A 13746-nucleotide genomic window follows, 5' to 3' on the forward strand; every position below is an offset into this window, starting at 1 on the left:
CATTAAAAGTTAATATAGAAAATCACGCTTTGATTGTCTGATGATGCCTCATAATCTGGCGTTCCGGTATACTCATCTGGAAACTTATACTCCTGCGTGCTATTATTACCTTGCTGACTAATCGTTATCTCAAACTGGTTATCACTTCCATCAGGATTTTGCAAGCTTGAGGTAAAGCGAATTCGATTACCCTTCAATTCAGCATAATTACCCACCTCTTCTTCACGTTTATCTTGATTTACATACTTTGTGGGCCATCCGTAATTAATGGTTATTAATGTGCCCTGAATAGGTGTCAGGTTGATTATCACAGGATGATTATTATCTACCATCTGATAGTGAAGCTTGTCTTCTTGTTCTGTGTAAGTTGCCATAATTGATATGAGTTGATGATGAATATTCTGTAAGTGATGCCAACACAGTGCAACACCGATCACAGGCGCTTCAGGATTGCCTACAATTTATCCCCGAATTGTTTCGTTAAAAGCTGTCTGAAATAGCGTGTCATTGTGCGTGTATCTCTTGTCCAGAATGAATTTAAGCTTTTATTCAGTACAAAAAAGATTGAATGTAACTATTAGAGGATTATTTTTCCTTAAAGACCCAAAACTGAACATAAATACCTAAAACTAGGTATCATAAAAAGTCAACACTCAAACAGCGTCAATTATGAATAGGAAGCATCTGCTTCAATTACTTACCCTCAGTATGATGGTACTTCTCTCCTGCACAGAAGAAAAAGTACCGGAACCCTTCTACCCGAAGAATGATCATGAGGCTTATGAAAAGTCCCTGGAACAAGCCAACCTGCTTAGCACTGCATTGGGCAAAGAATGGCTTCAGTCTGCCAACGAGGCATTAGATAATCCCGAGAGGATCGAACTACCTTATGAAGAGGCCTTTTATATCAATGAGCTTTCTGCTTTTGCTCAGGGCTATCGTTTTTCAGCCAAAAGAGGACAGAAAGTACAAATCACTCTCAGTGAGATTAAAGCCGATACCCTCAGGCGGTTTGTTGACCTCTATCGTGCTGAAGAAGGCGAACTGTATCATGTAGCCTCGGCAGATAGCACGGCCCAAACACTTGGGTTTGAACCAAGACGCGATGCAGATTACGTTTTAAGGGTTCAATCAGAGCTGCTTCGTGGTGGTTCGTTTAAAATCACTTTCGAGAATGTGCCTTCACTGCGATTCCCGGTAGCAGGGCTTACCCATCAGTCAATCTGGAGTTTCTGGGGTGATGAACGCGATGGAGGCCGAAGAAGTCACGAGGGCGTTGACATATTCGCTGAACGCGGGACCCCGGTTATTGCCCCTACCGATGGCCTGGTCAGGTCTGCCGAAGAAAGAGGAATTGGTGGTAAGGTCGTATGGCTGGCTGATTCCAGGCGATCACAGAGCCTTTATTTCGCTCACCTGAATGATTGGAACGTAAAGAGAGGCGATCGGGTAAAGGCGGGCGATACTTTAGGTTTTGTGGGTAATACGGGTAATGCCCGCACTACAGCACCCCACCTGCACTTTGGTATTTACTCCAGGGGTGCCATCAACCCCATCAATCACCTGAAGCCTTTGGGCAGACAACTAAGACCTGTCGACTCGGAATTTGACTGGCTGGGTCAGGAAATGCAGTTAAAGAACAATACCAGCCTATTCAGTAGCCTGAGTGACCGACAGACTACTATTCAACTCGAAAAGAATCAGATTGCCAGGGTAATTGCCATTACCCACGATCATTGCAAAGTGGAATTGCCGAATGGTGAAAAGGGTTTCATCAGAAAAAGAGACCTTAATCCAGGGTTGGGTATACTAGAGCAGCTCATTGCTCAGGAAGAACAACATATCTACTTCAGGCCAGATTTAAGTACAGGCAAGGGTATGATTGCAGCCAATGAAAATCTGGATGTTCTGGGTCGAAATAATGACTTCCTCCTGGTGGAATCAGCTTCGGGGCTAAGAGGATGGATTGAGGCATCGAAAGCCAGCTCAGCCTCTAGAGCCGATGAAGACTAAGCGTTCCTTGACTTGATAAGAGCTCCCATTACACTTAAAGCAATTTCTTTCGGTGTTTGTGAGGCAATATCGATTCCAATAGGAGCATCAATTTCACTGATTTTCTGTTCGTCAAAGCCATAAGATTTCAATCGCTCTACTCTCCTGGCATGGGTCTTCTTACTGCCCAAAGCGCCAACATACTTTACCTCCGAATTCAATAGAATCTTCAGCGCCTCATCATCAATCTTCGGATCATGAGATAAGATAACCGCATAAGTATCCTTATCTAAAGGAAATTGATTGAGCACCTCCTGCGGCCAGTTCACCAATAGCTGGCCGGGTTCCTGGCTCCTGGCCGTTTTCTTCGCAAAAGTGTCTCTGGGGTCAATAACCACCGTTTCAAAGTCATACATATGGGCAAGCACCAGCAGTTCGGAAGTAATATGTGCCGAACCGATCAGCAACAACAAAGGCTTCTTTCGAAAGAAATGAACGAAATATTCATCTCCTACTCTCGATTGCACCACGGCTCCCGGAAGGCCTTCGGCAAAAGCATTCCGGATGTTCTGAACCAGTACTGGATTATCAGGTAGTTCCTCGTCAATCTTATCCATCAGGATGGGATTGGTATTGGCATGACCCGAAAGTGGAGTCAACAGAAAGAAGTTGAGCTGCTGCTTTAAAAATTCGTTGTACTTGTTCCAGGCATCATCTTCAAGAAAAGGCGTGATCAGTACGGACAATGCCCCTCCACAACTCAAACCCACCTCCCAGGCCTCGTCATCTGCAATACCGAATTTCACCAACTCAGGCTGTCCATTCTGAATAACCTCTAGAGCCTTCTTCACTACAGCGTTTTCTACACAACCACCACTGACAGAGCCGATCATTTGTCCTGAATCTGTCACCAACATGGCAGAACCTACCGGTCTGGGTGAACTTCTCCAGGTGCTGACCACCCTGGCCATGGCAAATGGTTTTTCTTTATCAACTAATTGCTGTATCCTTGAAACAATGTCTATCATGTCTGACGTTTGAAAGCTGTAACACAAATAACAATATAAGAATTTGCTTTTCGATAACCACGGCCGACCATTAAGATATCTAAGACTCGGAGTTACTGAACGCTGTAACCTCCGGTGCTTCTACTGCATGCCGGAAGAAGGCCTTCCCTGGTCATCCAAGAAGCAGCTTTTAAGTTATGAGGAAATGATCAGGCTGGTCAGTATCCTGGCCGATATGGGTATCGATAAGGTCAGGATTACAGGTGGTGAACCTTTCGTGAGGAAAGACCTTATCCCCTTTATGTCAGAACTGAGCCAAATAGATGGTATTGAAAAGCTGAGTATCACCACCAATGGTACCGCTCCGCTCAAACATATCGATGCCATGAAAGCCATGGGGGTGCATGCGGTAAACCTGAGTCTCGATAGTCTGGACAAGGAACGCTTTCATAAAATCACGCGAAGAGACGAGTTTGACCAGGTCTGGGAGTTTCTACAGGCATTGATCAAGTCGGGTATAAAGACTAAAATCAATGCAGTGATTATGGAAGAACACAACCTGGATGACATTCTGCCTATGGTTGAGCTTACCAAAAAGGAGCCCATTAATGTTCGGTTTATTGAAGAAATGCCCTTTAATGGTGGCGCAAAAGGATACCAGAAAATCAACTGGAATTATCAAAAGATACTGGAACACATCACCAACAAGTATCCGGACATCATAAGACTGGATGATCATGTAAGCTCTACCTCCTACAACTATAAGTTACCGGAAGCCAAAGGTAGCTTTGGAGTTATCCCGGCTTACTCCCGGTCTATTTGCAGCAGTTGTGACAGAATCCGCATTACCCCAAAAGGAGAGTTGAAAACCTGCTTGTATCAGGCTGGAGGTTTCAGCTTCAGAGACTTTATGAGAGCCGGTGCTTCTGACGATGCCATTCGGGAGAAATTCATGCAATTCTTTAAGAACAGAGCTAAAAATGGCTTTGAAGCAGAGAAGCAAAAAGAACAAAACGATACCTTTGAATCTATGGCTACGATAGGTGGATAACACTTTGAGCCCAAGCAATTCATCATACCTAATTGAATATGATCAGTTACCAGGAAGCCTTACAAGTTATTTCTCAACATCAATTAACGCTCAACACTACCCGCGTGCCCATTGAACAGGCGAATGGGCATGTGCTGGCACAAGACCTTATTGCAGATAGGGACTTCCCTCCTTTTGATCGGGTAACCATGGACGGTATAGCCATCAACTTTGCTGATTATGAGAAGGGTCAACGATCTTTCCCGGTAGCTGATGTGATTGGTGCCGGCATGCCTCAGAAGAATCTCGATATCCCAGGCCAGTGTGTACAGATCATGACGGGTGCGATTATGCCCACCGGATTAGATACGGTTATCCGCTATGAGGATATTGAGATTGAAGATGATGTCGCTACGATTAAAGAAGAAGGCATCAGGCATCGACAGAATATTCACTTCAAAGGTCAGGACAAGAAGGCTGGTGAAGCAGTCGTAGCTAAAGGTACCCGTCTAAGCCCTGTAGAGCTGATTGTAGCCGCTTCTATTGGTCAATCAGAAATTCCGGTACTGGAACTACCCAAAGCGGCCATCATCACCACAGGTGATGAACTGGTCAACATTCATGAAAGCCCTCTGGAACATCAGATCAGAAGGTCGAGCAATTATGGGGTTCAGGCTCTGTTAAAGGAGTGGAATGTGGATGCTACCCAATTCCACTTAAAGGATGACAAAGAATTAATGATCAGAGAGTTAACATCTATTCTATCAACTCATCAGTTAATCATTCTTACCGGAGGAGTTTCCAGAGGTAAATTTGACTATCTACCTGAGGTGTTGGAAGAATTGGGTGTGGAAAAACACTTCCATAAAGTGAAACAAAGACCGGGTAAACCGTTCTGGTTTGGCACACGCAACAAGCAAAATATTGTGTTCGCATTACCCGGTAATCCCGTCTCTTCATTTGCCTGTGCCAATGTATATTTAAGACACTGGCTTCAACTTTCTCAGGGTATGGAAGCGACCAACTCCTATGCAGAATTGGGTCAGGATTTGAGCTTCCCTCCTGAACTTACCTGGTTTGTGGAATGTCAATTAGAACATCTTGAAAATGGTAAAGTCAGAGCAACCGCCTTCAGAGGTAATGGTTCGGGGGATTTTGCCAACCTAACGCTAGCCGATGGCTTCCTGATTCTTCCCGAAAAACAGGAGACCTTTAAGGCCGGAGAAGTTTATCCTTATATTCGATACAGAAAGGAAGTATGAGCAAAGAATTTTCACATATAGATCAGGATAAACCTGCAATGGTTGATGTAGGACAGAAAGCGGAAACCCAAAGAACGGCCATTGCGGTAAGTCATGTTCAATTGCCTGATGATATGGCTGAGCATATCCATGATGGAGAAATCAGGACCCTGAAGGGGCCTGTGTTCCATACTGCTATTATTGCGGGCATTCAGGGGGCTAAAAGGACATTTGAGCTTATTCCGCTCTGCCATCAACTCAACCTGAATAAAGTGGGTGTAGATATTAATCTAAAGGATGGACTTCTGGTTGAAATTATCTGTGAAGCAAGATGCAGTGGCAAAACCGGAGTGGAAATGGAGGCCTTAACCGGTGCTTCAGTGGCAGCACTTACTATTTACGATATGTGTAAGGCCTTCTCCCATAATATTGTGATTAAAGAAACGCGCCTATTAAGTAAAACCGGGGGTAAATCAGACTTTAAGGGCTAGTCACCAATGGCCTTTAGTTCCTCTATGGTAATTAAAGGATCAACAGATTTGAACACAAAGCTTCCGGCCACCAATACATCTGCCCCGGCATCCATCAGCTCAGGGGCATTTTGGGCATTAACTCCGCCATCAATTTCGATGAGGGTATGTGCTTCATTTTCAGCAATGATCTCTTTCAACTGTCTTACCTTCTTGTAGGTGTTTGGGATGAACTTTTGTCCGCCAAAGCCGGGGTTCACGCTCATCATACAAACCAGGTCTATATCCTGAATGGTATCCTCCAGTAATTGCACATTGGTATGTGGGTTGATCGCCACGCCTGCTCTGCAATCCAATGCTTTAATCTCCTGCAATACTCTGTGCAAATGATTACAGGCTTCATAATGCACCGTAATGTTAGCTGCTCCTGCATCTCTGAATGCTTTCAGGTATTTTTCAGGATGTACAATCATCAGGTGTACATCCAATGGCTTCTTAGCGTATTTATTAATGGCCTCCAATACAGGCAAACCAAAAGACAGGTTGGGTACAAATACACCATCCATAATATCGATATGAATCCAGTCAGCCTGACTCTCATTTAACATTTCAATGTCTCGCTGAAGGTTGGCAAAGTCAGCTGATAATACAGAAGGAGCTACGAGGGGTGAGTTCATGTGTAAATATAAATCAATATTTGATGATCTTTCTAGTGGCTGTATGTGAAGAAGTGACTACTCTTAGAAAATAGAGACCACTTTCCTCCAGGCTGATTTTTAATGGGTTTTTACCCTCAAACGGCACATACTCTTCCCTACTCTTTAACTCCCCTTTGCTGCTAATGACCTCGATGGTCAATTTCTCTCCAAAATAGGCTTCTTCAAAATTCAATTGAATATCGTCATTCGTTGGATTTGGAAAGGCATTATATACTTGCGGATTCTCACTGATGCCTGCTCTTTCACGGGCCACAATCCGCTCAAAGTTAGGTACTCCATATCCGAATGTATTATCCGGTGTACCAGCCCGATCGCCTGATAAACGTATCATTTCAGTAATCTCCTCTGCTGTCTTATTCGGGTAAGCCTGCATCACTCCTGCGACAAGGCCTGCCACCAAAGGACTGGAAAATGAAGTACCGTTTTGAGATACCAGCGTTCCTTCTGCGGTGACCAGTAAAGTACCAACTCCCAAGGCTACTACATCTGGCTTAAAACGATTGGGTGTAGAGCTGTTTCTGCTACTGAAGGAAGCAATCTCTCCTTCAAAGTTCACTGCTCCCACCGCGATTACAAAAGGACTATCTGCCGGAGCACTGACCAGGGCATTACTTCCGCTATTTCCCGCACTGTTGACCAACACAATACCTTTTGAGGCCGCTATGTTAGCTGCTCTGGTAATGACGGCTGTTTCACCATTGAGTTGAGCATCGGTGTAGTTCATTAAAGGATCAGTGAATCCGGTGCGATATCCCAGTGATGTATTCACCAGGTTTACACCTGCAGAGTCAGCCATTTCTATGGCGAATAGCCAATTGTACTCCTCAATGCGGTATTCCTGATTGGCTTCTGTCACAAAAAGCATGAATGCAGCCAATGGTGCTGCTCCTCTATAGTTCTCCTGATCAGCTCCCAAGATGGAAAAAACACGAGTCCCATGGTTATTGCCATTTTCCACGCTTTCCCTGTTGCCTACAAAGTCATAAGTCAGCAGAAGCCTGTTATCATCCAGCACAGACTCGAAAGCTGGTAACTGGCTGTAATTCTGGAAACCATCGTCCATTATGGCTATACTAATCCCCTCACCCTCTATGCCATACTCATGCATGACATCAATTCCCAAATGGCCATACTGCTCCTGAGCCTGGTTATCAACTGTCGATAGCTGAACTCCAAATTTCTCTGACCTTACTGATCTCAGTGGATTACCCGGAGCTACCCATTCAGTGGATGCCACAAAGTCTAATGCGCTCACCATTGCGGCCTGCGCTTCATCCATCTGAACTAATACCCCATTCATCCATTTGGTGGTAAAGAAGGTCTCAACGCCTAAAGACTCTAGCGTATTGATGTAATTGGAATTAACTGGTAAATCTGCTGTAGTAATGGAAATCTGCTGTCGCTCTCTCCTTTCAATGGCTTTTGCAGAGAGGTATTGTTCGGGCTGGTTAACTGAGTATGAGGTGTTGTCCTTGTCTTTGAAAAAGACCATATATCTATCTTGCGCATAGCTACTCAGGCTGAGTAGCAGGAGCAATAAGATACTAATCCTCTTCATCTATCTTTCCGTGAGCGTAGAGTTCTTCGCGATACAAACGCCCTGATTCGACTATTTGTTGCCCGAGACACTCCTGACGGGAACAGAGCTTCACCTGATCGTAAAACTTGTAAATCAGTCCAATACTGTCTCTGTAGACTTCTCTTCTGATATCCCGGAAAGTAATACCATCTTCATCATTGCTGATCTCAATCTCGGCCGTTTCCAAAAAGGTATTCAGACCAACGGTGAAATTGCTATCAAAATTAAGCATGCTGGTTACCTGAGCTTCCCGGCTATTCAGCAGGTTTCTATCCCAGGTACGACTGATATCAGCAGGAAAAGTCATTTTAACAAAAGGTATATTATTTTCTACCGAAATGGCCTTATCTCCCTCAATACGCGCTGACCATACTGAGTCAAGCTCCCATGGCTGTGTATCATCATCTCTCACATAGCGGTTCATAATATGTGAAACCTGCCCACCACTGCTAAAAGGTTCACCGACCTCTTCACGCAGTTGATAAGTAAATGTATCGGAGATATCTACCGCATAGTAACGGATCTCATACACGTTGTACTCTCGGTACTTGCCTTGTTGCAGAAAGAAATATGACTTACCCAGTTCAGGATCTAAAGGTGGAATTGGTTCCTCATCGTCTCCACCACCACAAGCGAGAACAATTGCTACCAAAATGATTAAAAGACCCCAGGTTCTGAGCTTCATATTGCGAATTAATACCTAATTGAAACGTTTAGCAAACTTTGTTTCGTGTTTGGCTGCTCTGGAATTATGCAGTTCCACATAAATACAGGCTCGGAGCCATTTACCCTATTGCATTTGACCCATTTCTTAGCTTTCAAGTGCATATTTTTTTAGGAAAGAATTAGCTTTGCCCCCATAAACGATTCTGAACTATGGCCCTCAAGACCTTTGTAAAAGTAAGTGGAGTAAATAACCTGAGTGATGCACGCTATTGTGCTGGTATGGGAGTGAATCAGATTGGTTTTAATATCGAGCCTGACCACGCCAATTATACCGACCCACAGTCTTTCAAAGAGCTGTCTGAATGGGTATCCGGAGTAGAGTTTGTAGGAGAAATAGAATCGAATGAATCTGCCGGCCAACTTTCAGAGATAATAGCCTCATATGACCTGCAAGCTATTCAGGTGAATCATATCCAGCTCATTGAAGCTGCCAAAGCTACCGGTAAAGCCGTAATCTACTACACTGAATCAATTGATGATGCCAAAGCAGCTGTTGATGCTCATGGCAAGTCCATTGCCTATATTCTTTTAGAAGATGAATCAGCCAGTAAAGAAGACTTGAATGAATTGGCCTCTCAATGTGAGCTAGTGGTTGGCGCTGGCCTGAAAGCTGATAGTCTGGATGATCTTCTGGAAGAAGTAAAACCTAAAGGTATTGCCCTTAAAGGTGGTGACGAGATCAGACCTGGCTATAAAGACTTTGACGAAATGGCCGATATTCTGGAAGCATTGGATGCTGACGAATGGGCCTGATGGTCTGAATTGCTATTTCTGTCCTCCATCTCTCCTCTCATCAATAATTTGTCAGGCTGAATTGATATTTTCATAGTTTAGTGGCTATGAAAAAGTTTTTGGTACTTCTGATGATTATCGGGCTATCTACAGGATCAGCCCTGGCGCAAGACAATCTAACCACTTTTATTCTGGTACGTCATGCTGAAAAGGGTAATGATGATCCAAGAGACCCTTCTCTCTCTACGGAAGGAGAAGCCAGGGCACAAAAGCTTGCCCAGGTACTGGCAGATCAAAATATCACGGCCATTTACTCTACTCCATTTAAGAGAACACAGTCTACTGCTGCTCCATTGGCCAAGGCTAAAGGACTTTCTGTGGAAACCTATGACTTCAGAAGTCAAACCTTCTTACAGGAAATGCTGGATAAGCATCAGGGAGGCACCATTCTTATCTCTGGTCACTCGAATACCACCCCTATGGTGGCGAATGCCCTGATTGGTTCCGCTACTTTTGAACAACTGGATGAAAGTGAATACGGAATGATTTTCATTATTACCGTTTCATCCATTGGCAAGGGGAAAGCTACGGTGGTTAAGTACTAGACCAAAGGCATAACGCTGGACTATTTCAGCCATGGTGAGGACATCATGACAAATATTACCCTTGAAGTCTAATCTATTCATCAGTAGAAATATGAATTAGAGAAATTCGGACATTCGCTCCATTTCAAAAGAAATGAATCTTTCAGTCAGCTTTCTCAGGCCTATCAAGCTTTAGATAGGCAATTCCTCCCAGAGCACTAACCAGACTAATCAGGAAAAATAATGTAGCCAGGGCTGTAGCACTGGTCTGATCAATCAAAAGGAACACTGCTCCTTTGACCATGACCAACTCTCTGATACCAATTCCTCCCGGAAGAGATACGGGTAAGGTTGCCGCTACCGAGGTGACTAAAAAGAGTGTGAGATAATCAATATATCCCAATTCAACACCTAAGGATTTTAGAATTAAAAAGGCACTGATTACCTGTAAAGACTGAACACCTAAAGCCTGAAGGTTAGTGATATGATTAACCGACTTAAAGGTCTTGAATAACAGGTGTACCAAAAGATAATAAGAAGGATAAGCCACAACTAAGCCCACCCAGAGTAACCAGCCAAAAGGAGCAATAGCCTCTTGTCCATGACCAATCAGTCCGAGGATGAAGGCTAGAAAGCCCAGGGCCACAACCCCACTCACACGATCTAAGAGGGTAGCACTAATCAGAGACTTCACCGATGTCTTATACCACTTATTCAACAGGTAAACTTTATAGCCGTCTCCACCAATTCCTCCAGGGAGAAACTGGTTATAGAGCATGCCCAAATAGTATAGTTTGAGATTGAATCGCTCTTTCAATTGAATTCCCAGCGCTCTGAAGAAGTAATTCAACCTCAAGGCACTGAGTGCTTTTGAAGCATTGAAGGCGAGAAACGCCAGAAAAAGCCAGCCAAAGTTGGCTGAAAGCAAAGTCACTTTAAGCTCATCCAGATCGATAGTTCGCACCACATAGCGAATAGCAAATGCTGCAATAACTATCTGTATAGCTACTTTAAGCCACCTCTTAAGCTTTTTGCTTGCCAATGAAAGTTTCTTTTAAGCGATAGACCTTTTTGTTCTGAGACTCGAAATAAGTCCTCATCATCAATTCGGCAATGATACCCACCGTAATAAACTGTATACCTGCGAGGATAAGAATACTCCCCAAGAGCAATAGGGGTCTCCCCCATATATCTTCACCAGTCCAGAATTTGTAGATCACCAGGTATAAGTCGATAACAAAACCAATAAAGAAGGTGATGATACCCAAGCCTCCAAAGAGGTGCATTGGTCTTCTCAGGTATTTCTGGAAGAAAATCATGAGTATCAAATCGGCCATTACCCTGAAGGTTCTGTTGATACCGTATTTTGACTCCCCATGAATCCTGGCATGATGCTGCACATCGACCTCTGTCATTTTCGCACCCTGCAGCTTGGCCAGTACAGGAATGAAACGGTGCAATTCACCATAGAGACCAAGGTTCTTCGCTATGTCCTTTTTGTATATTCTCAGGCTACACCCATAGTCCGTCAAGCGAACGTCAGTTGTATTCCTGATGATCCAGTTGGCTATTTTACTCGGGAATTTTCTCAGCACAAAGCCATCCTTCCGGTTGGCACGAACCCCTGCGACAACGTCTAAACCTGTCTCTTCAAGTTTAGCCATCATCTTTGGAATATCTGCAGGATCATTCTGAAGATCACCATCCATGGTAACAATGTATTCGCCTTCAGCAGCATCAATGCCTGCCTGCATGGCTGTACTTTGTCCATGGTTTTTATTGAAAATGAGCAACTTGGTTCGTTCGTTGGCTACCTTGCGCACATTTTCCACTGTGTTATCAGTAGAACCATCATCTACTAAGATTAACTCATAGTCAATTCCCTCCAGTGCTGCATATTCTTTCTCACAGAGGGGGATTACATTGTCTTCTTCGTTGTATAGCGAAACAACTACAGAGAGTTTCATAGGCCAGATTTTCGAAGTGCAAAGTAAACAGGTTCTGTCTCAAATACCTAATAAGAGGCATTCATGCTGACTTTAAGAATTTAACTTAAAGGCTTCGACAATTTCGTTTAGTTTTGTGCCCACATGAAACTCAAACTTATATTCGGTGCTTTAGTCGCTCTCTCAGTAGCCGTTATGTTCGCCAATATTGGTGGACTGGATGTCTATGCCCTGGATGAAGCCAAGAACGCTGAGGCAGCACGCTATATGTTTGAGAGTGGCGATTATGTTGTTCCCTATTACAATGGTGAACTCAGAACCGACAAGCCTCCCCTTCATTATTACTTCATGGCGGCTGGATATCAACTCTTTGGAGTCAATGCCTTTGGAGCCAGGTTCTTCTCCTCCCTGTTCGGTGTTTTGACCATAATCATCACCTTCCTGTTTACGATTAAGCATTTCAACACTAAGGCTGCCATCTGGTCCAGCCTGGTATTGATAGCCTCCCTGCATTTCAACTTGCAGTTTCATATGTCTGTACCAGATCCCTATCTGGTCTTCTTTATGACCTGGGCTTTCTTCTCTTTTTATGAGGCCTACAAGACATCGAATCGCTGGCACCTTTTTTTCTTTTATTTTGCCGTGGGTTGTGGAATGCTCACGAAAGGCCCAATAGCCATGGCACTCCCCGGCCTGACGGCTGTATTCTTTCTTGCTTTCAATAAGGACTTTAAATTCAAAACGATATGGCGAATGCAGCCGGTAAGTGGGCTTTTGCTATCTCTTATGGTGGCTTTCCCCTGGTATTATATGGTAGATAAACAAACCCAGGGAGCATGGACAGAAGACTTTTTCTTCAAACATAATTTCAGCAGGTATTCAGAGGCCATGGAGGGGCATGAGGGCATATTTCTGGTGACTTTCGCCTTTGTGTTCATTCTGGGCATGCTCACCTTTCTGCCATTTGTCTTTCAAAGTGTCAAGCATGCCATCTACAACCGGAAATCTGAACCACTACTTTACTGCCTGATTGCCACCTTAGTAGTAGTTATCTTCTTTGCTTCTTCGAGCACTAAACTCCCGAACTACACGGTCCCTTCTTACCCTGTTCTGGCCGTTTTACTGGGGGTATATCTGGCACAGATTAATCCATTATGGCTTAAAAATTCCTGGAACCGATTCGGCTTCATTGCCTATTCTCTCTTGTTAACCGGGTTTCCTGTCGGTATTTACTTTGGTCTGAAGGCAGATCCTTCACTGGATCACCTGACTCACCTGGCCTATTATTTCATTCCACTAAGTCTGGCGGGTTTGTATCAACTCTACACAGGTATCAGAGGCAAAGACCTGGCAGGTACATTTAAACTTAATGTAGCGGCCTGGATTACTACTATTCTCCTTTTCTTCTACCTGATTTTCCCACAGGTTGATGCTGAGAACCCAGTAAGGAAACTGCTTCCCGGAATAGATAAAGAGAAAAAGGTCATTTCCTATTCCCGCCTGAATGCCGCTTTTGTCTTTGCCTTAGAAAGAGAGATACCACGATATGCCCAGCTTGAAGAGGTTCGGGAGGCTATGCAGAAATCACCTTCAGGTTATGTCATTTCAAGAACTGAGTATCGAGACGACCTGGAGACAATTCCAGGGCTTACCTATCACAGTGAGGCCAAGGATTTGTTCGAAAATCCAACTACTCTGATCATGCAATGGGGTGAATAGC

14 protein-coding genes are annotated in these 13746 nt (G+C 44.0%); 7 read left to right on the plus strand and 7 right to left on the minus strand.

Going from position 1 to position 13746, the window contains the following annotated elements:
• Positions 1 to 2: 2 nt before the first annotated feature.
• The gene (locus ACOOEY_RS01255) at positions 3 to 374 is read right to left on the minus strand and encodes a hypothetical protein (protein ID WP_420386849.1); all 372 of its coding nucleotides are present in this window, start codon (positions 372 to 374) and stop codon (positions 3 to 5) included.
• Positions 375 to 669: 295 nt separating this feature from the next.
• On the opposite strand from ACOOEY_RS01255, the gene ACOOEY_RS01260 reads away from it, so the two are divergent.
• The gene (locus ACOOEY_RS01260) at positions 670 to 2013 is read left to right on the plus strand and encodes a peptidoglycan DD-metalloendopeptidase family protein (protein WP_420386850.1); all 1344 of its coding nucleotides are present in this window, start codon (positions 670 to 672) and stop codon (positions 2011 to 2013) included.
• Here ACOOEY_RS01260 and ACOOEY_RS01265 read toward each other — a convergent pair.
• The gene (locus ACOOEY_RS01265; protein ID WP_420386851.1) at positions 2010 to 3020 is read right to left on the minus strand and encodes an XdhC family protein; all 1011 of its coding nucleotides are present in this window, start codon (positions 3018 to 3020) and stop codon (positions 2010 to 2012) included. The two genes, ACOOEY_RS01260 and ACOOEY_RS01265, sit on opposite strands and share 4 nt — an antisense overlap.
• A 43-nt stretch (positions 3021 to 3063) precedes the next feature.
• Here ACOOEY_RS01265 and moaA point away from each other — a divergent pair, with 43 nt between their 5' ends.
• From moaA to moaC, 3 genes are read left to right on the plus strand one after another with little or no spacing between them, the layout of a single operon-like run.
• Positions 3064 to 4050 (plus strand): GTP 3',8-cyclase MoaA, encoded by a 987-nt coding sequence (moaA, locus tag ACOOEY_RS01270; protein WP_420386852.1) that lies wholly within the window; start codon positions 3064 to 3066, stop codon positions 4048 to 4050.
• Positions 4051 to 4088: 38 nt separating this feature from the next.
• Positions 4089 to 5291 (plus strand): molybdopterin molybdotransferase MoeA, encoded by a 1203-nt coding sequence (locus tag ACOOEY_RS01275; protein WP_420386853.1) that lies wholly within the window; start codon positions 4089 to 4091, stop codon positions 5289 to 5291.
• Positions 5288 to 5761, plus strand: coding sequence for a cyclic pyranopterin monophosphate synthase MoaC (gene moaC / locus ACOOEY_RS01280; RefSeq protein WP_420386854.1), 474 nt, complete (start codon positions 5288 to 5290; stop codon positions 5759 to 5761). Before ACOOEY_RS01275 ends, moaC begins: the two co-directional genes overlap by 4 nt.
• Here moaC and rpe read toward each other — a convergent pair.
• Genes rpe through ACOOEY_RS01295 form a run of 3 tightly spaced genes read right to left on the minus strand, consistent with a single transcriptional unit; the run spans position 5758 to position 8723 of the window.
• Positions 5758 to 6417, minus strand: coding sequence for a ribulose-phosphate 3-epimerase (gene rpe / locus ACOOEY_RS01285; RefSeq protein ID WP_420386855.1), 660 nt, complete (start codon positions 6415 to 6417; stop codon positions 5758 to 5760). The genes moaC and rpe overlap by 4 nt on opposite strands.
• A gap of 13 nt (positions 6418 to 6430) precedes the next feature.
• Positions 6431 to 8017 (minus strand): S8 family serine peptidase, encoded by a 1587-nt coding sequence (locus tag ACOOEY_RS01290; protein ID WP_420386856.1) that lies wholly within the window; start codon positions 8015 to 8017, stop codon positions 6431 to 6433.
• Positions 8004 to 8723, minus strand: coding sequence for a hypothetical protein (locus ACOOEY_RS01295; protein ID WP_420386857.1), 720 nt, complete (start codon positions 8721 to 8723; stop codon positions 8004 to 8006). Before ACOOEY_RS01295 ends, ACOOEY_RS01290 begins: the two co-directional genes overlap by 14 nt.
• 191 nt (positions 8724 to 8914) lie before the next feature.
• On the opposite strand from ACOOEY_RS01295, the gene ACOOEY_RS01300 reads away from it, so the two are divergent.
• Positions 8915 to 9517 carry a phosphoribosylanthranilate isomerase gene (locus ACOOEY_RS01300; protein ID WP_420386858.1) on the plus strand — a complete coding sequence of 201 codons (603 nt, stop codon included), beginning with the start codon at positions 8915 to 8917 and terminating at the stop codon, positions 9515 to 9517.
• Between the two features lie 86 nt (positions 9518 to 9603).
• On the plus strand, positions 9604 to 10101 hold the full coding sequence (locus ACOOEY_RS01305; protein ID WP_420386859.1) for a SixA phosphatase family protein: 498 nt from the start codon (positions 9604 to 9606) through the stop codon (positions 10099 to 10101).
• A gap of 142 nt (positions 10102 to 10243) precedes the next feature.
• Here ACOOEY_RS01305 and ACOOEY_RS01310 read toward each other — a convergent pair whose 3' ends face one another.
• Entirely contained in the window at positions 10244 to 11122 is an 879-nt protein-coding gene (locus tag ACOOEY_RS01310; protein ID WP_420386860.1) for a lysylphosphatidylglycerol synthase transmembrane domain-containing protein, read from the minus strand.
• Complete coding sequence (locus ACOOEY_RS01315; RefSeq protein ID WP_420386861.1) at positions 11103 to 12047, minus strand: glycosyltransferase family 2 protein; 945 nt, start codon at positions 12045 to 12047, stop codon at positions 11103 to 11105. The genes ACOOEY_RS01310 and ACOOEY_RS01315 overlap by 20 nt, the downstream gene beginning before the upstream one ends.
• A gap of 123 nt (positions 12048 to 12170) precedes the next feature.
• On the opposite strand from ACOOEY_RS01315, the gene ACOOEY_RS01320 reads away from it, so the two are divergent.
• Positions 12171 to 13745: an ArnT family glycosyltransferase gene (locus ACOOEY_RS01320; protein WP_420386862.1), complete on the plus strand. Its 1575-nt coding sequence runs from the start codon at positions 12171 to 12173 to the stop codon at positions 13743 to 13745.
• The last annotated feature ends 1 nt before the right edge of the window (position 13746 follow it).

The organism is Roseivirga sp. (assembly GCF_965216855.1).
GTDB lineage: Bacteria > Bacteroidota > Bacteroidia > Cytophagales > Cyclobacteriaceae > Roseivirga.